The sequence below is a fragment of the Pseudomonas sp. SK genome, from assembly GCF_012975065.1.
Taxonomy (GTDB): domain Bacteria; phylum Pseudomonadota; class Gammaproteobacteria; order Pseudomonadales; family Pseudomonadaceae; genus Aquipseudomonas; species Aquipseudomonas anuradhapurensis.
In genome coordinates this window covers 1,650,589-1,676,505 of record NZ_CP051857.1, presented here as the reverse complement: position 1 = coordinate 1,676,505, position 25,917 = coordinate 1,650,589, and the positions used below count along the sequence as shown (strand labels likewise).

The following is a 25,917-nucleotide window of genomic DNA, read 5'->3' as shown; positions in this document are numbered from 1 at the left end:
GGCCGCTGCGCGGCCCGATCGCGACACGAGGCCGCTCCTACATGGACCGAGTCAGCAGTATCAGCTGCGCTCGGGCTGGAAACGCACCACAAAGCCCTTGAGGCTGTTCTGGCGGTTGATCGCATCGCGCATGCGCTCGGCCTCGGCGCGCTCGATCAACGGCCCAACGTACACCCGGTTCATGCCACCCGCCGAGCGGACATAGGCGTTGTAACCCTGGCTACGCAAGGTTTGCTGCAGCTTCTCGGCACCGGCGCGGTTGGACAGGCTGGCCAGCTGGATGGACCAACTGACCGGCAGGCCATTGACGTCGATCTTCGAGGGCGCTTCCGCTTTGGCCACGGCAGCGGCCGGGGCCGAAGCGACTGCGGGCTTGGGCTCTGGCTTGGGCTCGACCTTCGGCGCAGGAGCCTGGGCCTTGGGCGGCTGAGCCTGCACCTGAGTTTGAGCCTGGGCCTGGGCCTGCGGCGACGGCGTGATCGGCTGGCTGGGCGGGCTCGCCGGTGCAGTGGATTCTTCTACCACCACCGGGGGCTGTTGTGGCTCTTGCGCAATGGCCTGTGGCTCCGGCACGGCGACCGGCTCCACCTTCACTTCCGGCAGGTTTGGCATGGACGGTGCCTGCGGGGCCTCGACGTGCACCTGGCGCATCTCGTCCTCGCGGGTGAACAGCATCGGCAGGAAAATCACCGCCAGCGCCACCAGCACCAACGCACCCACCATGCGCTGTTTCATCCCTTTATCCAGCACTGCCATCTACTCCACCCTCCTGGGCGTGCCGCTCCAGCCATTCCAGCGCCTGGGCAACACAGAAAAACGAACCGAACAGCAAGATCTGGTCATCTGCCGTCGCCTGCGCGCATTGCCCCTCGAGGGCGGCGTCGACGCTGGCATAAGACTTCACCGCGGCGCCGAGGTTCGTCAAGGCCGCAGCCAGCTCGGCAGCCGGGCGGCTGCGCGGGGTGTCCAGCGGCGCCACCGCCCAGTCATCGACCAGGCCCTGCAGCGGCGCGACAACACCGTCCAGGTCCTTGTCGGCGAGCAGCCCGAACACCGCCAGGCGGCGCCCCTTCAGCGGGCGGGCGGCCAGGCGTCGCGCCAGGTATTCTGCGGCGTGCGGGTTGTGCCCCACATCCAGCAACAGCTCCACCGGCCGCCCCTGCCAGCTCAGCAGCCGACGATCGAGGCGCCCGGTGATACGGGTATCCAGCAGCGCCTGGCGAATCTGCCCGGCGTCCCACGGCAGCCCCATCAGCAGGTAGGCCTGCAGGGCGAGCGCGGCGTTCTCCATCGGCAGGTCGAGCAATGGCAGGTCGGGCAACGCTACCGGCTCCCCCGTCGCGGCTGTACCACGCCAGCTCCAGTGGCCATCGGCGCTGGCCAGGTCGAAATCGCGCCCGCGCAGGAACAATGGCGCAGCCAGCTCGGCGGCCTTGTCCAGCAGCGGCTGGGGCGGATCCAGGTCACCACACAGGGCAGGCTTGCCCTGACGGAATATCCCGGCCTTTTCAAAGGCCACCTGCTCGCGGGTATCGCCCAGGTAGTCGACATGGTCGACGCCGATACTGGTCACCAGGGCCAGGTCGGCATCCACCACGTTGACGGTGTCCAGGCGCCCACCCAGGCCGACTTCCAGCACCACCGCGTCCAGTTGCGACTGGTAGAACAACCAGAACGCGGCCAGGGTGCCCATTTCGAAATAGGTCAGCGAAATATCGCCCCGCGCCGCCTCGACAGCGGCGAAGGCATCACACAGGCGCTGATCGCTGGCTTCCTGGCCATCGATCAGCACCCGTTCGTTGTAGCGCAACAGGTGCGGCGAGCTGTAGACGCCGACCTTCAACCCCTGGGCACGCAGCAGCGAAGCCACGAAGGCGCAGGTCGAGCCCTTGCCGTTGGTACCGGTCACCGTTACCACGCGTGGCGCCAGCTTGCCCAGCGCCAGCCGGGCAAGCACCTTCTGCGACCGCTCCAGGCCCATGTCGATGGCCGTGGGGTGCAACTGCTCGAGGTAGGCGAGCCATTCGCCCAGGGATCGTTGTTTCATCACGCGACGGCAGCCGCCTCACGCGCCTGCTCCGGGGTTTTCTGGCCAGTCATCTGCGCCAGCAGGCGGGCCAGGCGCGGACGCAGCTCACCACGCGGGATGATCAGGTCGATGGCGCCGTGCTCCAGCAGGAACTCGCTGCGCTGGAAGCCTTCCGGCAGTTTCTCGCGCACGGTCTGCTCGATCACGCGTGGGCCGGCGAACCCGATCAGCGCCTTCGGCTCGCCGACGATCACGTCGCCGAGCATCGCCAGGCTGGCGGAAACGCCACCGTACACCGGGTCGGTCAGTACCGAGATGAACGGGATGCCTTCTTCACGCAGGCGCGCCAGCACGGCCGAGGTCTTGGCCATCTGCATCAGCGAGATCAGCGCTTCCTGCATGCGCGCACCACCCGAGGCGGAGAAGCAGACCATCGGGCAGCGGTGTTCCAGGGCGTAGTTGGCGGCGCGCACGAAACGCTCGCCGACGATAGCGCCCATCGAGCCACCCATGAACGAGAACTCGAAGGCACTGACCACGATCGGCATGCCCATCAGGGTGCCGCTCATGGAGATCAGCGCGTCTTTCTCGCCGGTCTGCTTCTGGGCGCCGGCCAGGCGGTCCTTGTACTTCTTGCCATCACGGAACTTCAGGCGGTCGACCGGCTCCAGGTCGGCGCCCAGTTCGGCACGGCCATCGGCGTCGAGGAAGATGTCGATGCGCGCACGTGCGCCGATGCGCATGTGGTGGTTGCACTTGGGGCAGACATCCAGGGTCTTTTCCAGCTCCGGACGATACAGCACGGCCTCGCAGGCCGGGCACTTGTGCCACAGGCCTTCAGGCACCGAGCTCTTCTTCACCTCGGAACGCATGATCGAAGGGATCAGTTTGTCGACTAACCAGTTGCTCATGCTTTCTTTCTCCAGTATCGGCAGGCAGCGGCCGCTATCGCCGGCCCCGCCCTTGAGCTCACAATCTTGTATGAAACGATGATGGACCGACCGCCGGGGCTTCCGGCGCGCCACTCCACCGCTAATGTGTCGTTCTGCCGCCTCAGGCGCAGGCGGCTGCCCAACAGGGCTGCGAAAGCTATGGACGATGGCGCGCAGCCAGCCGTCACATCTGCCATCACGCCTGTTTCACCGCCCGCACGAAGGCTTCGATCTTCGCCGCATCCTTGATGCCCTTGGCCTGCTCCACGCCGCCACTGACATCCACCGCGTATGGCCGCACCTGGGCGATGGCCTGGCCGACATTGTCGGCCGACAGCCCACCGGCCAGGATGACCGGCTTGCTCAGGCGCGCCGGCACCAGCGACCAGTCGAATGCCTCACCGGTACCTCCGGGTACGCCAGGTACGTATGTGTCCAGCAGAATGCCGCGGGCGCCGGCGTAAAGCCGGCAAGCCGCCTCCAGGTCGTCGCCCGGGCGCACCCGCAGGGCCTTTATCCAGGGGCGCTGGTAGCCTTCGCAGTCCTGCGGAGTTTCATCGCCGTGGAACTGTAGCAGGTCCAGCGGCACCGCTTCGAGAATCTCGTTCAGCTCGCAGCGTGTGGCGTTGACGAACAGCCCCACCGTGGTCACGAACGGCGGCAGTGCGGCGATGATCGCCCGTGCCTGACGCACGTCCACCGCGCGTGGGCTCCTGGCGTAGAACACCAGGCCGATGGCATCAGCCCCGGCCTCGGCAGCGGCCAGTGCGTCTTCGATGCGGGTAATACCGCAGATCTTGCTGCGAACGTTGCTCATGGACAGCGAACCCTGCTGGTGGCAGTCAAAGGCCGGATGTTAACAAATGACGTTTGGCCCGTCAGTCAGCCAGTGCCTCGTAGCCGGTCAAAAAGTGTGGGCCGATGTAACGTTTGGGCAGGGCATACTCCTCGGGGTACTCCACCTGCACCAGGTAGAGCCCGTACGGGTGCGCCGTGACCCCGCCTTCGCGGCGATTGCGCCCCTCCAGCACCTCACGCGCCCAGGCCACCGGGCGTTCGCCGGCACCGATGGTCATCAGGACGCCGGCAATGTTGCGCACCATATGGTGCAGGAAGGCGGTGGCGCGTACATCCAGCACGATCATCTGGCCATGGCGGGTCACGCGCAGGTGGTAGATGTGTTTGATCGGCGACTTGGCCTGGCACTGGCTGGCACGGAAGGCGCTGAAATCATGGGTGCCAAGCAGGTACTGGGCAGCTTGCGCCATGCGCTCGACATCCAGCGGGCGATGGTTCCAGGTGACCTCCTCGGCCAGGTGCGCCGGGCGGATCGGGTCGTTGTAGATGACGTAGCGGTAACGCCGGGCACAGGCCTTGAAACGGGCGTGGAAGTCGGCCGGCATCGGCCGCGACCAGACCACACTGATGTCATGCGGCAGGTTGAAGTTGGTACCCATGGTCCAGGCGCGCTCGTCGCGCACGGCGCGGGTGTCGAAATGCACGACTTGCCCGCAGCCGTGTACGCCGGCATCGGTGCGCCCGGCGCAGATGACCGAGATCGGCTCGTTGGCCACCTTGGACAAGGCTTGTTCGAGCGCCTGCTGGACACTCGGCACACCACTGGCCTGGCGCTGCCAGCCGCGGTAGCGCGCACCTTTGTATTCCACGCCCAGGGCGATGCGAGAGTAGCCTTCGGCCGCAGACTCGGCGGCGGCGGTGTCGATGATGTCCAAGAGCATGAAACCTGTGGGGTGTACGAAATGGCGGGGATTATAACGACAACGGCAGCCGTGTTGGACTGCCGTCGGGTCTGCACGCTCTTTGATGGTTTCTTCGCGGCTGAACCCGCCCCCACAGGGACCCCACGGGTTCAAAGCCCCGGGGTAACTCGTGGTAGCGGGTTTACCCGCGAAAAGGCCCAGGCTTGCCTGCCTCAAATCAGACGGGAAAGCATGTCCTCGGCTTCCTGGCGCTGACTTTCATCGCCATCCTTGACCACTTCGTCGAGGATGTCACGCGCCCCCTGGTGATCGCCCATGTCGATATAGGCACGGGCCAGGTCAAGCTTGGTGGCCACTTCGTCGCTGCCGGAGAAGAAGTCGAAGTCCAGGTCGTCCAGTGGCTCGGGCTCTGGCTGGGCAGCCGCGTCTTCGCTGGTGAAGTGCGGCTCCAGCGAGGGGGACTCGAGGCTCTGCGACAGCTTGTCCAGCTCGGCGTTGACGTCGTCCAGCTCGGAGGCAAAGCTCTTGGCTGCCGGCGAATCGTCTTCCAGCGACAACGACAGGTCGAAGTCGGACGGCAGGTCGAATTCGGACAGTGGGTCGAACGCCGGCACGCTGTCGAAGGCGGCCAGTTCCGCAGCGACATCCACCGCGGGCTCGTCGGCCGCCGCCGGAGCAGCCGGGGCAACCGGCTCGCTGACATCGAGGTCGAAATCGGACAGGTCGACCGTGGGTTGCGCTTCGGCCTGGGCCAGCATGGCCTCGAAATCGGCGTCGGCATCGGCCTGCAGCTCGGCATCGACGGCAAACGGCTCTTCTGCTGCCGGAACCTCTGGCGGCAGAGGCTCATCCAGCACTGGCTCGGCCAGCGGGCCATCCTCGGGCAGGTCATCACCCAGGCTCAGGTCGAAGGCACTGTCCAGGTCCTGCTCATCCAGGCCCGGTACATCCAGGGTCGGCACTTCATCGAAGGCATCCAGCCCCGCTTCCGGCTCTAGCGCTGCTTCAGGCTGCGCTGGCGCGACGGCCTCCGGCTCGACCGCCAACTGCGGCTCGAGGGCCGGCAGGTCGTCCAGCCCGATATCGGCAGCCGCTGGGGTTTCAGGCTGATCCTGCAGCAAGCCCTGCACATACTGTTCGTCCATCTCGGCAGCCAGGGCCGCAGCACCGAGGCCGGCAGCAGCCAGGCCGAGCATGGCCGGGTAGCGTTCCTTCAAGCCGGCAACTGCGGCGCTGTTCTGCTCGCTGGCCGGCAGCTTGCGCTCCTGCTCGGCGAAGGCGCTCTGGTCACCCTGGCGGGCGTACACATCCATCAGTTGCAGGCGCAGGTCATCACGCTGCGGCGCGGCGGCCACAGCGGGCTCCAGCAGGTCGGCAGCACGGTTCAGGCGGCCGGCGGCCAGGCATTGCCCAACTTCCTCCAACAGCGCGGCGTACGGGTCGGCTTGCGCCTCGGGCTGCGCTTCGACGGCAGCTGCCGGCGGTTTTTCCGCTGCTGCTGCGGCGGCGGCCGAAGCGGCGACCACGGCTGGCGACAGGGTCACGCTCGGGGCCGAGACCTCGACGCCCTCGAGGCTTGCGCTGTCGTTGTCGAAGCCTGCGCCCTGCTCTTCTTCCAGCGCGCGCGCCATGCGCAGGTGTTTCTCGGCTTCCTGCTGGGCCTTGCGCTTGCGCGCCAGCAGCAACAGCAGAAGCAGCAGCACGAGGAATGCACTGCCGGCAATCAGCCCCAGCAGCAGCGGGTTGCCGGTGATTTCGTCCAGCACACCGCCAGGCTGCTCATTGGCTGCTGCCTCGGTGGCTGGCGCCGGCTCGGGCGCGGTATCCACGGCGGCAGGTGCAGGCTTGACCACGGGTTGCGCATCGGCTGCAGGCTGGGCCGGGGCAGCTGCGCCCTGGGCCTCCAGCTGGGCCAACTGGTTGTTCTTCAGCTCGATCAGACGCTGCAGCTTGTCCAGCTGGCTCTGCAGGTCGGCCATGCGGCTCTTGAGCTCTTCGTTGTCGCGACGGCTGGTGTCCAGGCTTTCCTCGGCCACGGCCAGCTTGTCGCTGAGTGCCTTGGCCTGGTCGGCGCCGGCCTGGGTGCCCGGGCTGACCAGGCGCAGGTTGTCGCCCTGGGCAATGCGCGCCGGCGCTGCATCGGCGGCACCGCGACGGGTGGCATCCAGCTGGCGGGCACGTGGGCCCAGACGGCGGCCTTCACGCCAGGCCGCATACTGCTCGGCCACCTCACGGGTCGCCTCGCCCTGCGCAATACTCTGGATCTGCTGCTGGTCGGGCAGGCGCAGCACCTGGCCCACCTTCAGCTGGTTGATGTTGTTGCCGATGAAGGCGTCCGGGTTCAGCGCCTGGATCGCGATCATGGTCTGCTGGATCGAGCCACCCTGGGTGTTGCGCGCGGCAATCTGCCACAAGGTGTCACGACGTTGGGTGGTGTAGCTGCCGGCACTGGTCACCGCCGGTGCGACATTGCCTGCCGCCGGCTTGTCGCCCTGGGCCTTGGCCTGGTCGAGCAGCACACTGTAGTCACGCAGCAGACGGCCCTGCGGCCACATCACCTGGACCAGGAACTTGACCACCGGCCCGGGCAGCGGCTGGCTGGAGGTTACCCGCAGCACACTCCTGCCGTTGGGGTTGATCACCGGCGTGAAGGTCAGGTCTTCGAGGTAAGGCGGCAGCGCCACCCCGGCCTTGCTGAACTCTTCCGGCGGCGCCAGGCTCGGCGCCACTTCGGCGGCGGTGAGGTCGCGCACGTCCAGCAGCTCGATCTCGGCGTCCAGCGGCTGGTTCTGTGCCGACTTGAGGGTCAACTCCCCCAGGCCCAGGGCATTCGCCATGCCTGATGACAGCGCCGATGCTGCAGCCATGGCCAGAACCAGTTTGCGAATTCGAAGCATGACCTCTTCCCTTGTATGAAGCGTCCTGAAACCTGCATGCGGAGCAGGACAAAATTGCTCGCCAGTATCTTTTACGGCATGTGTTTAATCAACAATTGCGCCACTTGCACGGCGTTCAGCGCGGCGCCTTTGCGCACGTTGTCGGTAGTCAGCCAGAGGTTGAGCTGCTGGTCTTCATCAACGCCGTGCCGTACACGACCAACATAGACCACGTCTTGGCCCACTGCGTCACCAACCGGGGTCGGATAATCGTCGCGTTCCACCAGTTCGACACTGTCGGCGGCCTCGAGTGCCTGTTGAATCGCCTCCAGGTCGACCGGGCGACGGCTCTGCACCGCCACACTGAAGCTATCGCCAAAAAACACCGGGACTTGAACACAGCTCACGGAAATCTTCAGTTCAGGCATGCCCAGCAGCACACGCAGCTCGCTGACCAGGCGCCGCTCCAGCGCGGTATGGCCCTGTTCATCGGCAGCACCCACCTGGGCCAGCAGGTTGAATGCGACCTGACGACCGAAGAAGCGTGGCTCCAGCGGCCGGGCATTGAGCAGCTCGGCGGTTTGCCGGGCCAGTTCAGTGACCGCCTCGCGGCCCTGTGCGGACACGGCCAGTGCCGCCATCACTTGCACTCGCTCGATATCCAGCAGGCCTTTGAGCGGTGCCAGCGCCACAGCCAGGGCAACGGCGGCCGAGCATGGGCTGACAATGCGCGCGGGTAGCGCCAGGCCGGCCAGGCGTTCGGCGTTGGCTTCGGGCACCAGGGCCAGGGCGTCGTCCAGGCCGCCGGACAGGTCGATGACGGTACAACCCGCCTGCAGCGCCTTGCCGGCAAAACTGCGGCTGACGGCGGCGCCGGTGGCGAAGAAGGCGAGCTGGACCTGGGCGAAGTCGAAGCTGTCCACTTCGCGTACTTTCAGCTTCTTGCCGGCGAACATCACGCTGCTACCGGCGGACTCCATGCTGGCCAGCAGGTGCAGCGTGCCGACCGGGAAGGCCAGTTCTTCGAGGATCTGTACCAGGGCTTCACCGACGCTGCCGGTGGCGCCGACGACGGCGATGTCCAAAGGGTTTGTCATGGAAGGAATCCTTTTGCTGAAAACGGCGGGGGCGGCACTTTACTTGGATTGTAGAGTTTTGTCTGTGCCAGCCCAAACCCCGCCCCACAGCCAAACCCTACTCACTCCGCTCTCGCTCTCGCTTTCGCTCTTGCTCTTGCTCTTGCTCTTGCTCTTGCTCTTGCTCTTGCTCTTGCTCTTGCTCTTGCTCTTGCTCTTGCTCTTGCTCTTGATCTTGCTCTAGATCTAGATCTTGATCTTGATCTTGCTCTTGATCTTCGCGACTTCAGGAGGCCGAACGCAGGCCTTGCGGAGGGAGGTGACGGGCATGGATGCCCGTCAAGCGCTGAGGCCCCATGGATGGGGCCTGCAGCGCGTCCTCCCGGGAGCAAGGCCGGAGTGAGGGAACCCCGGAGCGCAGCGGAGGGGCCGGATGATGGGAGCGCAGCGTTTTTTGGTTACTTTTTGCCGCGTTTGGCAAAAAGTGACTCGCCGTAAGGGCGAAAAGGTGAGTCAGCGTCGCCATCGCCAATGGACTTTGCGCGCGATAAAAACCAGCGCTATCCCGCTTCAATCTTTTCGCTTTTCGCTTTCAAGCGTGGGCTTCAACAATGAGGTCAACATTCGTTTTCAAAGGCGGCGCTTAGTCACCTTTCCGCCCTTACGGCGGGTCACTTTTTGCCAAACGCGGCAAAAAGTAACCAAAAAACGCTGGCTCCCATCATCCGGCCCCTACGCTGCGCTCCGGGGTCCCCTCGCTACGGGCTTGCTCCCGGGAGGACGCGCTGCAGGCCCCATCCATGGGGCCTCAGCGCTTGACGGGCATCCATGCCCGTCACCTCCCTCCGCAAGCCCTTCGCTCGGCCTCCTGAAGTCGCATTCGGCGGCGCCTGAACTATCGCGCGCTTAGAAGCAAGAGCAAAAGCAAAAGCAAAAGCAAAAGCAAAAGCAAAGCTGGGACTTGGCAGGACAGGAAATAAAAAACCCGCACTGTCGCCAGCACGGGTTTTCGGTCACACCAGAACGATCAACGCTCCAGCAGGATCCGCAGCATACGACGCAGCGGCTCGGCCGCGCCCCACAGCAGCTGGTCACCGACGGTGAACGCACCGAGGTACTGCGACCCCATGTTCAGCTTGCGCAAACGGCCAACCGGAATATTCAGGGTCCCGGTCACCTTGGTCGGGGTCAGCTCCTGCATGCTGATCTCCCGCTGGTTCGGCACCAGTTTCACCCAAGGGTTGTGCTGGCTGATCATGCCTTCGATGTCGGCGAGCGGCACATCCTTGTTCAGCTTGATGGTCAGCGCCTGGCTATGGCAACGCATGGCGCCGATGCGCACGCAGATGCCGTCCACCGGGATCGGGCTCTTGAAGCGCCCGAGGATCTTGTTGGTCTCCGCCTGGGCCTTCCACTCTTCGCGGCTCTGGCCGTTCGGCAGCTCCTTGTCGATCCACGGAATCAGGCTGCCGGCCAGCGGCACACCAAAGTTCTCGGTCGGGAACGCTTCGCTACGCATGGTTTCGGCAACCTTGCGGTCGATGTCGAGGATGGCGCTGGCCGGGTTGGCCAGGTCATCCGCCACCGCGGCGTGGGTAGCGCCCATCTGCTTGATCAGCTCACGCATGTTCTGCGCGCCAGCACCCGAGGCCGCCTGGTAGGTCATGGCGCTCATCCACTCGACCAGGCCGGCTTCGAACAGGCCGCCCAGGCCCATCAGCATCAGGCTGACGGTGCAGTTGCCGCCGATGTAGTTCTTGGTGCCCGCGTCCAGTTGCTGGTCGATGACCTTGCGGTTGACCGGGTCGAGGATGATCACCGCGTCATCCTGCATGCGCAGGGACGAAGCGGCATCGATCCAGTAGCCCTGCCAGCCGGCTTCACGCAGCTTGGGGAAGACCTCGTTGGTGTAGTCGCCGCCCTGGCAGGTCAGGATCACGTCGAGGGTCTTGAGTTCTTCGATCGAATAAGCATCCTTGAGTGGAGCAGTATCCTTGCCCACGTTCGGGCCTTGGCCACCGACGTTGGAGGTGGTGAAGAACACCGGCTCGATAAGGTCGAAATCCTGCTCCTCCAGCATCCGCTGCATGAGCACGGAACCGACCATACCGCGCCAACCGATCAGACCTACACGTTTCATCGCAACTACACCTTTGCTAAAAGTGGGCCGCCACCGGGAATTTGGGGTGGCGGGCCAGAGAGATTACAGATTCCGCAGCGCTGCGACTACTGCGTCGCCCATTTCCTGCGTACCCACCTTGCGGCAGCCTTCCGAGAAAATGTCGCCGGTGCGCAGGCCCTGGTCCAGAACCACGCTCACGGCCTTCTCGATCGCTTCGGCGGCAGCCACCTGGTTGAAGCTGTAGCGCAGCATCATCGACACCGAGAGGATGGTCGCCAACGGGTTGGCGATACCCAGGCCGGCGATGTCTGGCGCCGAGCCGTGGCAAGGTTCGTACATGCCCTTGTTGTCGGCATCCAGCGACGCCGAAGGCAGCATGCCGATGGAACCGGTCAGCATAGAAGCTTCATCCGACAGAATGTCACCGAACATGTTGTCGGTCACCATCACGTCGAACTGCTTGGGTGCTCGCACCAGCTGCATGGCAGCGTTGTCGACGTACATGTGGCTCAGTTCCACGTCCGGGTAGTCCTTGGCCACGTCCTCGACCACTTCGCGCCACAGCTGGCTGGACGCCAGGACGTTGGCCTTGTCCACCGAGCACAGCTTCTTGCCGCGCACACGGGCCATGTCGAAGCCGACCCGGGCAATGCGACGCACTTCGCTTTCGCTGTACGGCAGGGTGTCGTAGGCCTGGCGCTCGCCGCCTTGCAGCTCGCGCTGGCCACGCGGTGCACCGAAGTAGATACCACCGGTCAGTTCACGGACGATGAGGATGTCCAGGCCCGAAACGATCTCCGGCTTGAGCGACGAGGCATCGGCCAGTTGCGGATAGAGAATGGCCGGGCGCAAGTTAGCGAACAGGCCCAGTTGCGAACGGATCTTCAGCAGGCCGCGCTCCGGGCGGATGTCACGCTCGATCTTGTCCCACTTCGGCCCGCCCACGGCGCCCAGCAGCACGGCGTCGGCCTTGCGCGCACGCTCCAGGGTCTCGTCGGCCAGCGGCACGCCGTGCTTGTCGATGGCGGCGCCACCGATGACGTCGTGGGCCAGGCTGAAACCGAGCTGGAACTTGTCGTTGGCCAGCTCCAGCACCTTGACCGCCTCGGCCATGATTTCCGGGCCGATACCGTCACCTGGGAGAATCAGAATCTGCTTGCTCATGCTTTCCTCTATCCATTCACGCGGTGCGGCCAAGCGGGCCACACCGAAAAGTTCTTAACGCTCGGCCCACAACACCAGCACATCCGTGCTGAACGAACCATCGGCCTCGATCTGGTAATACTGCCGTACTTCTGCGCCCATGGCTTGCTGCAACTGGCGGATGGCCACGCGCATCGGCTCGGGGGTGCGCATGCGCTCGACCCAGCTGCCGAACTCCAGGCGCAGCGGCTGGCGGGTGTGGCTGCGCACGTGCAGGCCGGCCTCGCTGACCTGGCGCTGCCATTCGGCGGCGGAGTAGTCGCGTACGTGGCTGGTGTCGCGCAGCACTTCCACCGTTTGCAGGTAGGTATCGAGCAACGGGCTACCGGGCGACATGACGTCGATGAAGGCTGCCACGCCGCCCGGCTTGAGCACCCGGCGCACTTCGCGCAGGGCCAGGCCCAGGTCGCTCCAGTGGTGGGCCGAGTAGCGGCTGAAGACGAAGTCGAACGAGGCGTCGGCGAACGGCAGGTGTTCGGCGGCGCCGCGTTCGGTAGTGATATTGGCCAGGCCGCGCTCGGCAGCGGCACTGGCGACCACGTCGAGCATGGCTTGCGAAAGGTCGTAGGCAACCACTTCGGCAACCAGCGGGGCGACGTGGAAGCTGACATGGCCGGCACCGCAGCCCAGATCCAGCACGCGGGCATGGCCCTGCCCCGCCAGCGCGGCCTGCAGCAGGGCGAATTCGCTGCCCTGGGCGTGTACGGCGCTGCTGAGGTAGGCGTTGGCCTGTTCGCCGAACTGGCGCTGGACCACATCGGTGTGGGTAGTGCTGGTCATGTCTCGATCCTTTTGGTTTCTTGCTGCCTGTACCGGCCCTTTCGCGGGCATGCCCGCTCCCACAGGTACAGCGCTGCTCTCTGTGGGAGCGGGCGTGCCCGCGAAGAGGCCGGTACTGCCACCTACAAACAATCAGGCATCACGGAACAGCCAAGGCTGCGCTGCGCGGTGCTTGCCTTCGAAAGCCTTGATCGCGTCGCTGTCCTGCAAGGTCAGGCCGATATCGTCCAGGCCATTGAGCAGGCAGTGCTTGCGGAACGCGTCGATCTCGAAGTGCAGCACCTTGCCATCCGGGCGGGTCACGGCCTGCGCCTGCAGGTCGATGACCAGCTGGTAGCCGGGATTGGCTTCGACCTGCTTGAACAGCTCGTCGACTTCCTCATCACTGAGGATGATCGGCAGCAAGCCGTTCTTGAAGCTGTTATTGAAGAAGATGTCGGCAAAGCTTGGCGCGATCACGCTGCGGAAGCCGTACTCGTCCAGCGCCCACGGCGCGTGCTCACGGCTCGAGCCGCAACCGAAGTTCTCCCGCGCCAGCAGCACGCTGGCGCCCTGGTAACGTTCGTGGTTGAGCACGAATTCCTTGTTCAACGGGCGCTTGCTGTTGTCCTGGTAGGGCTGGCCCACATCCAGGTAACGCCACTCGTCGAACAGGTTGGGGCCGAAGCCAGTGCGCTTGATCGACTTCAGGAACTGCTTGGGGATGATCTGGTCGGTGTCGACGTTGGCACGGTCCAACGGGGCGACCAGGCCAGTGTGCTGGGTAAAGGCTTTCATGCTGCGCTCCCTTGGATCAACTCGCGGACATCGATGAAGTGGCCGGTCACCGCAGCAGCGGCGGCCATGGCCGGGCTGACCAGGTGGGTACGGCCACCGGCGCCCTGACGGCCTTCGAAGTTGCGGTTGGAGGTGGACGCGCAATGCTCGCCGCTCTCCAGGCGGTCCGGGTTCATCGCCAGGCACATCGAGCAGCCTGGTTCACGCCATTCGAAACCGGCTTCGAGGAAGATCTTGTCCAGGCCTTCGCGTTCGGCCTGGGCCTTGACCAGGCCCGAGCCCGGCACCACCAGCGCCTGCTTGACGTTGGCTGCGACCTTGCGGCCCTTGGCGATTGCAGCCGCGGCGCGCAGGTCTTCGATGCGCGAGTTGGTGCACGAGCCGATGAACACGCGGTCGAGCTTGATGTCGGTGATCGCCTGGTTGGCGGCCAGGCCCATGTACTTGAGGGCACGCTCGATCGAACCACGCTTGATCAGGTCCGGCTCGGCAGCCGGGTCCGGCACGCGCTGGTCGACAGCCAGGACCATCTCCGGCGAAGTGCCCCAGCTGACCTGCGGCTTGATTTGCGCAGCGTCGAGCTCGACCACGGTGTCGAACACCGCGTCAGCGTCGGAAACCAGGCCTTTCCAGGCTGCGACCGCCTGTTTCCAATGCTCGCCCTTGGGCGCATACGGGCGGCCTTCGACATAGGCAACGGTGGTGTCGTCCACCGCTACCAGGCCTACGCGGGCACCGGCTTCGATGGACATGTTGCAGATGGTCATGCGGCCTTCCATCGACAATTCGCGGATGGCGCTGCCGGCAAATTCCATGGCGTGGCCGTTACCACCGGCGGTGCCGATCTTGCCGATCACCGCCAGGACGATGTCCTTGGCGGTAACGCCGGCAGGCAACTGGCCTTCCACGCGCACCAGCATGTTCTTCATCTTCTTGGCGACCAGGCACTGGGTCGCCAGCACGTGCTCGACTTCGGAAGTACCGATACCGTGGGCCAAGGCGCCGAAAGCGCCATGGGTGGAGGTGTGCGAATCGCCGCAGACCACGGTCATGCCCGGCAAGGTGGCACCCTGCTCCGGGCTGATGACGTGGACGATGCCCTGGCGCTCGTCGTTCATCTTGAATTCGACGATGCCGTATTCGTCACAGTTTTCGTCGAGGGTCTGTACCTGCAGGCGCGACACCTGGTCGACGATGGCCTCGATCCCCCCCTTGCGCTCGGGCGTGGTCGGCACGTTGTGATCCGGCGTGGCGATGTTGGCGTCGATGCGCCAAGGCTTGCGATTGGCCAGGCGCAGGCCTTCGAAGGCCTGGGGCGACGTCACTTCGTGGATGATGTGGCGGTCGATGTAGATCAAGGACGAGCCGTCATCGCGGCGCTTGACCTCATGGGCTTCCCAGAGTTTGTCGTAGAGCGTTTTGCCAGCCATCAGACTGTTCCTCATCAGCGTCTTTCTATGCCAAAGACCCCTTGGCTTGTGCGGTCGATGCTAGGGGTTTAGATTGAATAACTCAAATTCATAATTTTTATGCTTTGGATAACCAACAGGAATTCAAACCATGGACCTGGCCAACCTTAGCGCCTTCATCGCCATTGCCGAAACTGGAAGCTTTTCCGCGGCAGCCGAACGCCTGTTCCTGACCCAGCCAGCGGTCAGCAAGCGCATCGCCGGGCTGGAACAGCAACTGGAGGTGCGCCTGTTCGACCGGCTGGGCCGCGAGGTCACCCTGACCGAGGCTGGCCGCGCCTTGCTGCCGCGCGCCTACCAGATCCTCAATGTCCTGGACGACACCCGCCGAGCGTTGACCAACCTCACCGGCGCAGTGAGCGGCCGTCTGACCCTGGCCACCAGCCACCATATCGGCCTGCACCGCCTGCCGCCGCTGTTGCGGGCCTTCACGCGCCAATACCCAGCCGTGGCGCTGGATATCCAGTTCATGGATTCGGAACAGGCCTACGACGAAATCCTGCATGGCCGCGCCGAGATTGCCGTAATCACCCTGGCACCCGAACCGCATCACCTGGTCAAGGCCGTGCCGGTGTGGGACGACGCCCTGGATTTCGTCGCCGCCCCTGAACACCCACTGGCCGCCAACCATGCGGTGAGCCTGGCCGACGTCGCGCGCCACCCGGCAGTATTCCCGGGCGGCAATACCTTCACCCACCATATCGTCCAGCGCCTGTTCGAAAGCCAGGGCCTGGCCCCGAACATCGCCATGAGCACCAATTATCTGGAAACCATCAAGATGATGGTGTCGATCGGCCTGGCCTGGAGCGTGCTACCGCGCACCATGCTCGATGAACAGGTTGCACCCATCACTTTGCCGGGCATACAGCTGTCGCGCCAGCTAGGCTACATTTTGCACACTGAGCGTACGTTATCGAACGCGGCCAGGGCATTCATGGCCCTGCTCGACAGCCACGCGGGGCCCGCCTGACCGGCCGTCAGCCCGGTTTTTCCATCTCAAAGGACGCGTCATACGCCAAAGGTCTGGTACCGATGCCCAAATCAGCGAACCGCTTTCCGCGCCTGCCGCGCATCCCTGCGGCCGATCCCCAGGAGTCGGAACAGGCCTGGCAGAACGCTCCGCAACTGCTGGCCGCGCTCAATGGGGCGCGGCTGGGCGCCTGGCTCTGGGATATACAGACCGGCCGGGTGAGCTGGTCGCGCGGCACCCAGGCGCTGTTCGGCTTCGACCCGTACAAGCCGCTACCCAGCGATATCGACTATCTCGACCTGCTGCCAGAAGAAGACCGCGCCCGCACCCGCCAGGTGTTCCAGGCCGTGGTCAACGGCGAGCCGGCGGAAAAAGCCATGCGCCATCGCATCCGCTGGCCGGACGGCAGCCTGCACTGGCTGGAGATTAACGGCAGCCTGACCCATGACCAGCAAGGCCGGCCGCAGATGATCGGGGTGATCCGCGAGATCACCCGCCAGCGCGAACGGGAAACCGCGCTGATCAACTCGGAGAAGCGCTTCGCCACCCTGTTCCACCTCAGTCCCAACGCCATTCTGCTGACCCGCCGCCACGACGGCATGATTTTCGAGGTCAACCAGCACTTCGAAAACATGTTCGGTTGGCCCGGCAGCCAGGTGATCGGCAAGACCAGCCTGGAACTGGGCCTGTGGGTCAACCCCGAACAGCGTCACCAGTTGCTGGAGTCGACCCGCACCAGCAACGGCCCGTTGAACCTGGAAGTCCAGTTCCGCGCCATCAGCGGCAAGGTACATGACGGCATACTCAGCACCCAGGGCATAGAGCTGGAGGGCGTGACCTTCCTCCTCAGCACCTTCATGGACACCACCGAACGCAAACGCGCCGAACAGGCGCTGAAGGAAAGCCAGGAGCGCCTGGACCTGGCCCTGGACTCGGCCCAACTGGGCACCTGGGACTGGCATATCCCCAGCGGCATGCTCTACGGCTCGGCCCGCGCCGCGCAGTTGCATGGCCTGCCGCCGATCCCCTTTCACGAATCGTTCGACGCATTCTTCGAAGGGGTGCCGGAGCAAGAGCGCAACGCGATGCGCCAGACCTACCGCAGCTTGCGCGAAGGCCCTGCCGGCAACTACCAGGTGACCTACCAGGTACAACTGGAAAACGGCGTCTCGCGCTATATCGAAAGCCGCGCCCGGCTGTACCGCGACGAGCAGGGCAACCCGCTGCGCATGGCCGGCACCTTGCTCGACATCACCGACCAGGTGGAACGCGAACAACGCCTGAGCGCTTCGGAAGAGAAGTTCGCCAGCCTGTTCCAGGTCAGCCCCGACCCGATCTGCGTCAACCGCCAGGACACCGGCCAGTTCATCGAGATCAACCCGGCGTTCACCCAGACCTTCGGCTGGAGCACCGACCAGGTCATCGGCCGCACGGCCGAGGAAATCGGCCTGTGGGCCGAGACCTTCGAGCGCGCGCAACGCATCGAGCGGGTGATCCGCGAACAGGCCCTGAGCAACGTCGCCGTGGTGGTCAACCACCGCAATGGCGCACCGCTGACCTGCGTGATTTCCAGCCGCCTGATCACCGTCGACGGCCAGCCCTGCAGCGTCACCACCCTGCGCGACATCACCCAGCAGCAGCGCGCCGAGGCGGCGCTCAAGTCCAGCGAGGAGAAGTTCGCCAAAGCCTTCCACTCCAGCCCCGATGCCATCACCATCACCGAGCGCTACAGTGGCCGCTACCTGGAAATCAACGACGGTTTCTGCCGCCTGACCGGCTACAGCGCCGCCGAAGTGGTCGGCCGCACGGTGTACGAGGTGGGCATCTGGGCCGACGACAAGCAGCGTAGCGCCCTGCTGGCCGAGTTGCGCGAGCGTGGCCGGGTGCACCACCGCGAGATGCTCGGGCGCAACAAGCGTGGCGATATCCTCACCGTGGAGGTATCGGTCGAACCCATTACCCTGAACGAAGTCGACTGCCTGCTGCTGAACGCTCGCGATGTCAGCCAGCTGAAGAATGCCCAAGCGCAGATTCGCCACCTGGCCTATCACGACCCTTTGACCAACCTGCCCAACCGCGCCCTGCTGATGGACCGCCTGAGCCAGCAGATCGCCCTGCTCAAGCGCCATAACCTGCGCGGCGCCCTGCTGTTCCTCGACCTCGACCATTTCAAGCACATCAATGACTCGCTGGGCCACCCGGTGGGCGACACGGTGCTGAAGATCGTCACTGCGCGCCTGGAAGCCAGCGTGCGCCTGGAAGACACCGTGGCGCGCCTGGGCGGCGACGAGTTCGTGGTATTGCTGAGCGGCCTGGAAGGCAGCCGCGACATGGTCGAAGCAAAAGTCCGCGAACTGGCCGACACCCTGCGCGAACTGCTGGCCGAGCCGATGTCGCTGGATGGCCAGCGCCTGCAGGTGACGCCGAGCATCGGTGTCGCACTGATCCCCGACCATGGCGCCACGCCAGCCGACCTGCTCAAGCGCGCCGATATCGCCTTGTACCGGGCCAAGGACTCCGGGCGCAACACCACCCAGTTGTTCCACACCACCATGCAGAAAGCCGCCAGCGAGCGCCTGCGCATGGAAAACGACCTGCGCCTGGCCCTGGCCCGTGGCGAACTGGCGTTGCACTTCCAGCCGCAGGTGGACGCGCGTGACAACCGCATCGTCGGCGCCGAGGTGTTGCTGCGCTGGCACCACCCGCAACTGGGCCAGCAACCGCCGGCACAATTCATCCAGGTGCTGGAAGAAAGCGGCCTGATCCTGGAGGTTGGCAGCTGGATTCTCGACGAAGCCTGCGACGCCTGCGCCAGCATGCTGGCCGACGGGCTGGTCGAGGCCGACAGCTTCAGCCTGTGCGTGAACATCAGCCCGCGGCAATTCCGCCAGAACGATTTCGTCGGGCGGGTGCTGCGCAGCCTGGACGACTACCGTTTGCCGCGGCAGATGCTGAAGCTGGAAATCACCGAAGGTATCGTCATCCAGAACCTCGAAGACACCATCAGCAAGATGCGTGAGCTGAAGCGTCACGGGGTGAGTTTTGCCATGGATGACTTCGGCACCGGCTACTCCTCGCTGACCTACCTGAAACGGCTGCCGGTGGACGCACTGAAAATCGACCAGACCTTCGTGCGCGATGCGCCGATGGACCCGAACGACGCCGAAATCGTCCGCGCCATCGTCGCCATGGCCCGCAGCCTGGACCTGGCGGTGATTGCCGAAGGGGTGGAACTGACCGAACAGCTGGAGTTCCTGGAGCGGCTGGGCTGCCATTTGTACCAGGGGTACCTGCACAGCCGGCCGCTGCCCTTGTCGGAGTTTCGGCAGATGTTGCTGGAGGCGCCGGCGAATTCCGGAAGCTGACACTGACACGCGCCCTGCAGGAGCAGCCTGGTGTCGCGATGGGCAGCGTCGCAGCCCCGGCTATTGTTGCAACGGCTGGGATCTTGGGGTCGCTTCGCGCCCCATCGCGACACAAGGCCGCGCCTACAAAAGGTAGCGCGCAAAGGCCAGTACAGCGGGCACAAAAAAGGGCACCCCGGGGGTGCCCTTTTTCACATCGCCGCGATCAGTTCAGCGCTGGCTTGTCACCATTGATCGGGATGCGCTTGGCCTTGGCTTCTTCAGGCACGATGCGCAGCAGGTCGATGCTGAGCAGGCCATTAGCCAGGCCGGCAGCCTTGACTTCGATATGGTCGGCCAGGCGGAAGGACAGCTTGAAGGCGCGCTGCGCGATACCCTGGTGCAGGTAGGTCACTTCTTCAGTGCCGTTGTCGCGCTTGCCACCGGACACGGTCAGGACACCTTTTTCGACCTGCAGGTCGAGGTCCTGCTCCTGGAAGCCGGCTGCGGCTACCACGATGCGGTATTGGTCATCGCCATGCTTTTCCACGTTGTAGGGCGGGTAGCTGCTACCGGCCTCGTTACGTGCCGCAGATTCGAACAGGTCGTTGAAACGGTCGAAACCTACGGAATGGCGGAACAGTGGAGCAAGAGAGAAAGCAGTGTTCATGGTCATAAACTCCTGAGATTCAGCAAGTAAAGTCACTACGCGACCCGACTTCGGCATCGCGTACTCAAGAGATAGGGTCGAGGGAAATGCTTTCAAGAGGGGCCAGCAAAAAAAATCTTGAACCGGGGCGCCCCCCTTTTCGCAGGCACGCCGGTGAAAGCGCCTGATCAGGCAACACATGCCGTCAAGGGTTGCGCTTCAACTCCCAGCAAGCGACTGATCCGCGCGCAGTCATCTTCCCGGCGCAATTCGGCGAACAGCACCACCGCCTCCGGGTAACTGCGGGTCAGCATCGCCAACCACTGCTTCATCCGCCCCGGCGCATAACGCGGCGACAGCTTGGCCTGGGCCTGGCGCCAGAATTCACGCAGCAACGGCAGCAGGTCGGCCCAGGTCATCGGCAGGTATTCCCGCCCATCACGCGCTGCGGCAATCTGCAGGCCCAGGTCCGGGCGCGAGACCAGCCCGCGGCCCAGCATGATGTCTTCGGCACCACTGACTTCGCGACAACGCTGCCAGTCGTCCACGGTCCAGATCTCGCCATTGGCGAACACCGGCACCTTGACCACATCCTGCACCCGCGCCACCCACTCCCAGTGGGCCGGCGGCTTGTAGCCCTCGACCTTGGTCCGCGCATGCACCACCAGGTGCGCCGAACCGCCCTCGGCCAGGGCGGTGGCACAGTCCAGCGCGCCATCGGGGCTGTCGAAGCCCAGGCGCATCTTCGCCGTCACCGGAATATCCGCCGGCACGGCGCGGCGCACCTCGCGCACGATGGCGTGCAGCAGCTCCGGCTCCTTGAGCAGTACTGCACCACCACGCGACTTGTTAACGGTCTTGGCCGGGCAACCGAAGTTCAGGTCGATCACCGGCGCCCCCAGCGCGCAAGCCAGCGCGGCGTTTTCGGCCAGGCACACCGGGTCGGAACCCAGCAATTGCACACGCATCGGCACCCCGGCGGCAGTCCGCGCGCCGTTGCGCAACTCGGGCGCCAGCTTGTCGAACGAGGCAGGCGGCAGCAGGCGGTCACATACGCGAATGAACTCGGTGACGCACCAGTCGATACCGCCAACGCGGGTCAGCACGTCGCGCAGGATGTTGTCGACCAGCCCCTCCATGGGGGCCAGGGCAATTTGCATGTCGGGGTCTCGGCGGGAAAAAGCCGGCAGTCTAGCAAAAATTGCCGCTGTTTCAGGCGCCGATCAGCGCCGGGCCGTAACCATCGAGAAATTCCGCCGGCATACGCCTGGGCTTGCCGCTGGACAGCTCGATGCAGGCGAAGGTGGTCTGGGCGCGCAGCAGGGTCACGCCGTCACGCGGGCGCTTGAGCTGGAAGCGCCGGGTCATGCGCAGGCGCTGGTCCCAGTCGATGATCCAGGTGGCCAGTTGCAGCTCGTCATCCTCGTAGGCGGCAGCCAGGTAGTCGATTTCGTGGCGCACCACGGCCATGGCCCGGTCCAGGCGGCGGTATTCGGCCAGGTCCAGGCCCAGGCGCTGCGAGTGGCGCCAGGCGCAGCGCTCCAGCCAGGTGACGTAGACGGCATTGTTGGCGTGGCCGAGGCCATCGATGTCCTCGTTAGCCACGCGCAGGTCGATGACGAAAGGTGTTGCCAGGTCCCAGCTCATATTCGCTTCCTTGGCGCAAAAGTGAATTTAGCAGTGACCTGCGGGGCAAAGTCCAGCCCTTCGACGCTTGCCTGCGGGGCTACGCGCCCTTGTAGGAGCCTTGTGTCGCGATGGGGCGCGTAGCGGCCCGAAAATCTCAGTCCCAGCACAGATTGCCGGGGCTGTTGCGCAGCCCATCGCGACGCAAGGCCTCTCCTACAGGGACCGCACCAGCCCGGGCCAGCAGCTCCAGCACCGCTTCACCCAGGCGCGGGTCGGCCAGCACGCGCTGGTGCCCGCCCTCCTCCAGCAGCAACAGCCGGCTGTCGAACCAGGCCTTGTGAATGGCCTGGGCTTCGCCAGCCGGCACCAGCTCGTCATTGGCGGCATGCACCACCAACCCCGGCAACTCCAGCTGGTAACCACTGACATCGAGCCGCGCAATCTGCATGCCCACATCCCGCTCCACCTGGCGGATGAATGCGGCCCGCGCCCGTGCCGGCAGGCCCAGGCGGTGGGCGAAACCACGCAGTACGCCCAGCAGTTGCGCCGGTGCAGCGATGCTCACTGCCGCTTCCGCACGCAGGCCCATCTGCAGCGCCAGCAACACACTGGCACCGCCCATGGAATGGCCAATCACTGCGCGCAGCGGCGGCAACTCGGCGGCAGCCTCCAGCAAGGCCCGGGCAAACAGCACCACGTGCGCCTGCGCGCCGGGCGACCGACCATGCCCTGGCCCGTCCAGCGCCACCACGGTGTGCCCGGCCTGGACCAGGGCCTCGATCAAGGCGGCAAACTGGGTCGGCCGCCCCTCCCAACCGTGCATCAACAGCACGGTCGGCCCTTTGCCCCATCGCAACGCAGACAAACCGAAGCGCAAGGTGATGCGCTCGGCGCTGGCCAGTACCGGCAGTTCCCATTGCCGCGGCGGCAGGCTGCGCGGGGTCATGAAGGCACGGCGCATCTTGCCCGCAACACGCTCCGGGGCCAGGCGGCCCAGGGTGCCGTTGACACCACGAATCCAGCTCAGGGTCGTCATCGCCATGCTCCTGTCAGAGTACCGCCGATTTGGCGGCGCGTAGAATGCGGTCAGACAGCTCGCTGGTGCCCAAGGCCCGGGCCAGGGCCAGGCCGCCGATCATCAGGGCCAGGTCGGCCAGGGCCTTGTCGGCTTCCTCGGGGCGGTCGACCATGGCGGCCGTCATCAACTCGATGTGCTCGGCCAGCACCTCGCGAAAAGCCTGTGGCAGGCGCTGCATTTCACCCAGCGAATTGGGCAGTGGGCAGGCATGCACCTCGGCATCGCGGTGCTTGCGCGACAGGTAGAAGGCGCTGACCAATGCCCGCCGCTCAGCGCCATCGAGGCTGGGATCGACCTGGGCCAGCAAGGCTCGGCGCTCGCCCAACAGTTGGCGGAACGCCTCGAGCATCATTTCGTCCTTGCTGTCGAAATGGGCATAGAAACCGCCCACGGTCAGGCCTGCCGCGCCCATCACCTGGCTGACGCTAGGCTCGGCCGGGCCATGCTGGATCAACGCCGTGCATGCCGCTTCGAGAATGCGCTCGCGGGTTTTGCTCTTCTTGTCGCTCATCAGGCACTCGCCGATAAAATATGATGATCGAAATATTATACCCATCATATTTTTCCGCAAGCGAATTCTGCAGCCTTCTGTCGGCGAGTTTTTTGTGGGAGAAAAAACAAAAGGCCCATTCAATAAGCGAATGAGCCTTTAAGGTCCCGCAATACGCGGGTAAATGTGGCGTCCCCTAGGGGACTCGAACCCCTGTTACCGCCGTGAAAGGGCGGTGTCCTAGGCCACTAGACGAAGGGGACGTAACCTTCGCGAAGATCCACGTATGTGAACCCTGGCAGAAATGGTGGAGCTAAGCGGGATCGAACCGCTGACCTCCTGCATGCCATGCAGGCGCTCTCCCAGCTGAGCTATAGCCCCGAAACAAAAGGCTCATCAATAATCGACGAGCCTTTTTAAGCCCTGCAAAACGCAGGAAAAGTGGCGTCCCCTAGGGGACTCGAACCCCTGTTACCGCCGTGAAAGGGCGGTGTCCTAGGCCACTAGACGAAGGGGACGTAACCTTCGTGCCGATCCGCTTGCGCGAACCGCGGCAAAATTTGGTGGAGCTAAGCGGGATCGAACCGCTGACCTCCTGCATGCCATGCAGGCGCTCTCCCAGCTGAGCTATAGCCCCGGATTTCTAGCCTCTCGGCCCAGCGACATCGTGAAACATCGCTTGTGCAAAACTGGCGTCCCCTAGGGGACTCGAACCCCTGTTACCGCCGTGAAAGGGCGGTGTCCTAGGCCACTAGACGAAGGGGACGAACCTTCTTACCTTCAAGACCCGGTTGCTGGACCCGGTCTTGCTTGACAGCCTTGGCTGCCAAACGGAATTTGGTGGAGCTAAGCGGGATCGAACCGCTGACCTCCTGCATGCCATGCAGGCGCTCTCCCAGCTGAGCTATAGCCCCACAATGTCGCTCTGAACCGAAGCGCTGGCTGGGTGCCTGACGTTTCGTTTTCGTTCATCGCTGTGGACGGGGCGCATATTAAGATCGGATTGCAGGGCTGTCAAACTAATTTTTCAAAATATTCAAAAAAATTTTCACAGATAACAATCACTTACCGCCCTGCCCTGGTAAATCGAAGCGCCGCGCGCTTGTAGGAGCGGTCTTGTGTCGCGAAAGGGCCGCAAAGCGGCCCCGGCAATTTTTGCGTTACAGCTGAAATCGCGGGACCGCGTTGCGCTCCTTTCGCGACACAAGGCCGCTCCTACCGGGCTCAGCCAAGGCCTTTGGAGCGCTATCAGGCGATGGACGCCAGCAGCTTTTCCCATTCCTTGTTTTCTTTCTTCGACACGCCACCCAGCAGGTCCAGGGCCTGGCGCAGGCGGTAGCGGGTCAGGTCGGGGCCAAGGATTTCCATGGCATCGAGCACCGACACCGAGCTGGCCTGGCCAGTGATGGCGGCGAACATCAGCGGCATGGCGTCACGCAACTTCAGCTCCAGCGCCTCGACCACCGCCTGGATGCAACCGGTGATGCGCTCCTTTTCCCACTGGCGCAGGCTTTCGAGCTTCCACAGGATCAGCTGGATCACCTGGCGCACCTGGTCGGCGGACAGCTTCTTGCTTTCGAACAGCTTGGCATCGAGCTTCAGCGCACCTTCGAAGAAGAACCCGCCCAGCGGAGCAACCTGGCTGAAGGTTTCCACCCGGCCCTGCACGTGCGGGGCAATCTTCATCATGTAGTCGCTGTTGAACGCCCACTTCTGCAGGCGCGCGGCGAACTCTTCGACCGGCAACTCGCGCAGCCACTGACCGTTCAGCCAGGACAGCTTCTCGATGTCGAAGATCGGGCCGCCCAGCGAAATACGCGACAGGTCGAAATGCTCGACCATCTCGGCCAGCGAGAACTTCTCCCGCTCGTCCGGCATCGACCAGCCCATGCGGCCCAGGTAGTTGAGCATCGCCTCGGGCATGAAGCCCATGCGCTCGTAGAAGGTCACCGAGGTCGGGTTCTTGCGCTTGGACAGCTTGGACTTGTCCGGGTTACGCAGCAGCGGCATGTAGCACAGCTTGGGCTGCTCCCAACCGAAGTATTCGTACAGCTTGATCAGCTTGGGCGCCGATGGCAGCCACTCTTCGCCGCGCAGCACGTGGGTGATGCCCATCAGATGGTCGTCGACCACGTTGGCCAGGAAGTACGTCGGCAGCCCGTCGTTCTTCATCAGCACCTGCATGTCCATGCGGTCCCACGGGATCTCGACATCGCCACGCAGCATGTCCGGGACCACGCACACGCCTTCGCTCGGCACCTTCATGCGGATCACGTGCGGCTCGCCAGCGTCCAGGCGGCGCTGCACTTCCTCGGCGCTCAGCAACAGCGCGCGGCCATCGTAGCGCGGGGTTTCGCCACGGGCTTGCTGCTCGGCACGCATCTGCTCCAGCTCTTCGGCGGTGCAGAAGCAATAGAAGGCATGGCCGGCGTCCACCAGCTGCTTGGCATACTTGGCGTAGATCTCGCCACGCTCGCTCTGCCGGTACGGGCCGTGCGGGCCGCCGACGTCCGGGCCTTCGTTCCATTCAATACCGAGCCAGCGCAGGGCATCGAAGATCTGCTGTTCCGACTCGCGCGTGGAACGCAGCTGGTCGGTGTCTTCGATGCGCAGGATGAACTCACCGCCGTGCTGCTTGGCAAAGCAGTAGTTGAACAGGGCGATGTAGGCAGTGCCGACATGGGGGTCGCCGGTAGGCGATGGCGCGATACGCGTGCGTACGGTGGTCATGGAGGGTCTCGAACGAAAGATGAAACAAAGGCGGGATGTTAG

20 protein-coding genes and 6 tRNA genes are annotated in these 25,917 nt (G+C 64.4%); 2 read left to right on the top strand and 24 right to left on the bottom strand.

Going from position 1 to position 25,917, the window contains the following annotated elements:
* Nucleotides 1-60 precede the first annotated feature (60 nt).
* The 12 genes from HG549_RS07715 to leuC form a co-directional block, all read right to left on the bottom strand.
* On the bottom strand, nt 61-756 hold the full coding sequence (locus tag HG549_RS07715; RefSeq protein ID WP_170028949.1) for an SPOR domain-containing protein: 696 nt from the start codon (nt 754-756) through the stop codon (nt 61-63).
* On the bottom strand, nt 740-2,047 hold the full coding sequence (gene folC, locus HG549_RS07710) for a bifunctional tetrahydrofolate synthase/dihydrofolate synthase (RefSeq protein WP_170028948.1): 1,308 nt from the start codon (nt 2,045-2,047) through the stop codon (nt 740-742). Before folC ends, HG549_RS07715 begins: the two co-directional genes overlap by 17 nt.
* Nucleotides 2,047-2,940, bottom strand: a complete 894-nt coding sequence (gene accD, locus HG549_RS07705; protein ID WP_170028947.1) for an acetyl-CoA carboxylase, carboxyltransferase subunit beta — start codon at nt 2,938-2,940, stop codon at nt 2,047-2,049. The genes folC and accD overlap by 1 nt, the downstream gene beginning before the upstream one ends.
* Before the next feature lie 217 nt (nt 2,941-3,157).
* Nucleotides 3,158-3,778 (bottom strand): phosphoribosylanthranilate isomerase, encoded by a 621-nt coding sequence (locus HG549_RS07700; protein ID WP_170028946.1) that lies wholly within the window; start codon nt 3,776-3,778, stop codon nt 3,158-3,160.
* A gap of 61 nt (nt 3,779-3,839) precedes the next feature.
* A complete protein-coding gene (gene truA, locus HG549_RS07695) occupies nt 3,840-4,700 on the bottom strand; it encodes a tRNA pseudouridine(38-40) synthase TruA (RefSeq protein WP_170028945.1) in 861 nt (286 codons plus the stop codon).
* Nucleotides 4,701-4,894: 194 nt separating this feature from the next.
* Nucleotides 4,895-7,579, bottom strand: a complete 2,685-nt coding sequence (locus HG549_RS07690; protein ID WP_170028944.1) for a FimV/HubP family polar landmark protein — start codon at nt 7,577-7,579, stop codon at nt 4,895-4,897.
* A gap of 71 nt (nt 7,580-7,650) precedes the next feature.
* On the bottom strand, nt 7,651-8,655 hold the full coding sequence (locus tag HG549_RS07685; protein WP_170028943.1) for an aspartate-semialdehyde dehydrogenase: 1,005 nt from the start codon (nt 8,653-8,655) through the stop codon (nt 7,651-7,653).
* Nucleotides 8,656-9,661: 1,006 nt separating this feature from the next.
* Nucleotides 9,662-10,774, bottom strand: coding sequence for an aspartate-semialdehyde dehydrogenase (gene asd, locus HG549_RS07680; protein ID WP_023660790.1), 1,113 nt, complete (start codon nt 10,772-10,774; stop codon nt 9,662-9,664).
* 63 nt (nt 10,775-10,837) lie between these two features.
* Nucleotides 10,838-11,920, bottom strand: coding sequence for a 3-isopropylmalate dehydrogenase (gene leuB, locus HG549_RS07675; RefSeq protein ID WP_170028942.1), 1,083 nt, complete (start codon nt 11,918-11,920; stop codon nt 10,838-10,840).
* Nucleotides 11,921-11,974: 54 nt separating this feature from the next.
* The gene (locus HG549_RS07670) at nt 11,975-12,739 is read right to left on the bottom strand and encodes a class I SAM-dependent methyltransferase (protein ID WP_170028941.1); all 765 of its coding nucleotides are present in this window, start codon (nt 12,737-12,739) and stop codon (nt 11,975-11,977) included.
* A gap of 132 nt (nt 12,740-12,871) precedes the next feature.
* On the bottom strand, nt 12,872-13,516 hold the full coding sequence (gene leuD / locus HG549_RS07665; RefSeq protein ID WP_114170365.1) for a 3-isopropylmalate dehydratase small subunit: 645 nt from the start codon (nt 13,514-13,516) through the stop codon (nt 12,872-12,874).
* A complete protein-coding gene (leuC, locus tag HG549_RS07660; protein ID WP_170028940.1) occupies nt 13,513-14,946 on the bottom strand; it encodes a 3-isopropylmalate dehydratase large subunit in 1,434 nt (477 codons plus the stop codon). Before leuC ends, leuD begins: the two co-directional genes overlap by 4 nt.
* 130 nt (nt 14,947-15,076) lie before the next feature.
* Here leuC and HG549_RS07655 point away from each other — a divergent pair, with 130 nt between their 5' ends.
* Entirely contained in the window at nt 15,077-15,955 is an 879-nt protein-coding gene (locus tag HG549_RS07655) for a LysR family transcriptional regulator (protein ID WP_170028939.1), read from the top strand.
* A gap of 62 nt (nt 15,956-16,017) precedes the next feature.
* Nucleotides 16,018-19,320, top strand: coding sequence for a PAS domain S-box protein (locus HG549_RS07650; protein WP_170028938.1), 3,303 nt, complete (start codon nt 16,018-16,020; stop codon nt 19,318-19,320).
* A gap of 205 nt (nt 19,321-19,525) precedes the next feature.
* Here HG549_RS07650 and HG549_RS07645 read toward each other — a convergent pair whose 3' ends face one another.
* The 12 genes from HG549_RS07645 to gltX all read right to left on the bottom strand — a co-directional run bounded on the left by HG549_RS07645 (nt 19,526) and on the right by gltX (nt 25,875).
* Nucleotides 19,526-19,969, bottom strand: coding sequence for an Hsp20 family protein (locus tag HG549_RS07645; RefSeq protein WP_170028937.1), 444 nt, complete (start codon nt 19,967-19,969; stop codon nt 19,526-19,528).
* Between the two features lie 167 nt (nt 19,970-20,136).
* On the bottom strand, nt 20,137-21,108 hold the full coding sequence (locus HG549_RS07640; protein ID WP_170028936.1) for a tRNA-dihydrouridine synthase: 972 nt from the start codon (nt 21,106-21,108) through the stop codon (nt 20,137-20,139).
* A gap of 52 nt (nt 21,109-21,160) precedes the next feature.
* Nucleotides 21,161-21,595, bottom strand: coding sequence for a thioesterase family protein (locus tag HG549_RS07635; RefSeq protein ID WP_170028935.1), 435 nt, complete (start codon nt 21,593-21,595; stop codon nt 21,161-21,163).
* 136 nt (nt 21,596-21,731) lie between these two features.
* The gene (locus tag HG549_RS07630) at nt 21,732-22,613 is read right to left on the bottom strand and encodes an alpha/beta fold hydrolase (protein ID WP_170028934.1); all 882 of its coding nucleotides are present in this window, start codon (nt 22,611-22,613) and stop codon (nt 21,732-21,734) included.
* 13 nt (nt 22,614-22,626) lie between these two features.
* A complete protein-coding gene (locus HG549_RS07625) occupies nt 22,627-23,166 on the bottom strand; it encodes a TetR/AcrR family transcriptional regulator (protein WP_170028933.1) in 540 nt (179 codons plus the stop codon).
* 166 nt (nt 23,167-23,332) lie between these two features.
* Nucleotides 23,333-23,408, bottom strand: a tRNA-Glu gene (locus HG549_RS07620).
* Nucleotides 23,409-23,450: 42 nt separating this feature from the next.
* Nucleotides 23,451-23,526, bottom strand: a tRNA-Ala gene (locus tag HG549_RS07615).
* A 61-nt stretch (nt 23,527-23,587) separates the two neighbouring features.
* Nucleotides 23,588-23,663, bottom strand: a tRNA-Glu gene (locus HG549_RS07610).
* Between the two features lie 43 nt (nt 23,664-23,706).
* A tRNA-Ala gene (locus HG549_RS07605) sits at nt 23,707-23,782 on the bottom strand.
* A gap of 53 nt (nt 23,783-23,835) precedes the next feature.
* Nucleotides 23,836-23,911, bottom strand: a tRNA-Glu gene (locus tag HG549_RS07600).
* 72 nt (nt 23,912-23,983) lie between these two features.
* Nucleotides 23,984-24,059: transfer RNA gene (locus HG549_RS07595), tRNA-Ala, on the bottom strand.
* Between the two features lie 334 nt (nt 24,060-24,393).
* Nucleotides 24,394-25,875: a glutamate--tRNA ligase gene (gene gltX, locus HG549_RS07590; protein WP_170028932.1), complete on the bottom strand. Its 1,482-nt coding sequence runs from the start codon at nt 25,873-25,875 to the stop codon at nt 24,394-24,396.
* Between the last annotated feature and the right edge of the window lie 42 nt (nt 25,876-25,917).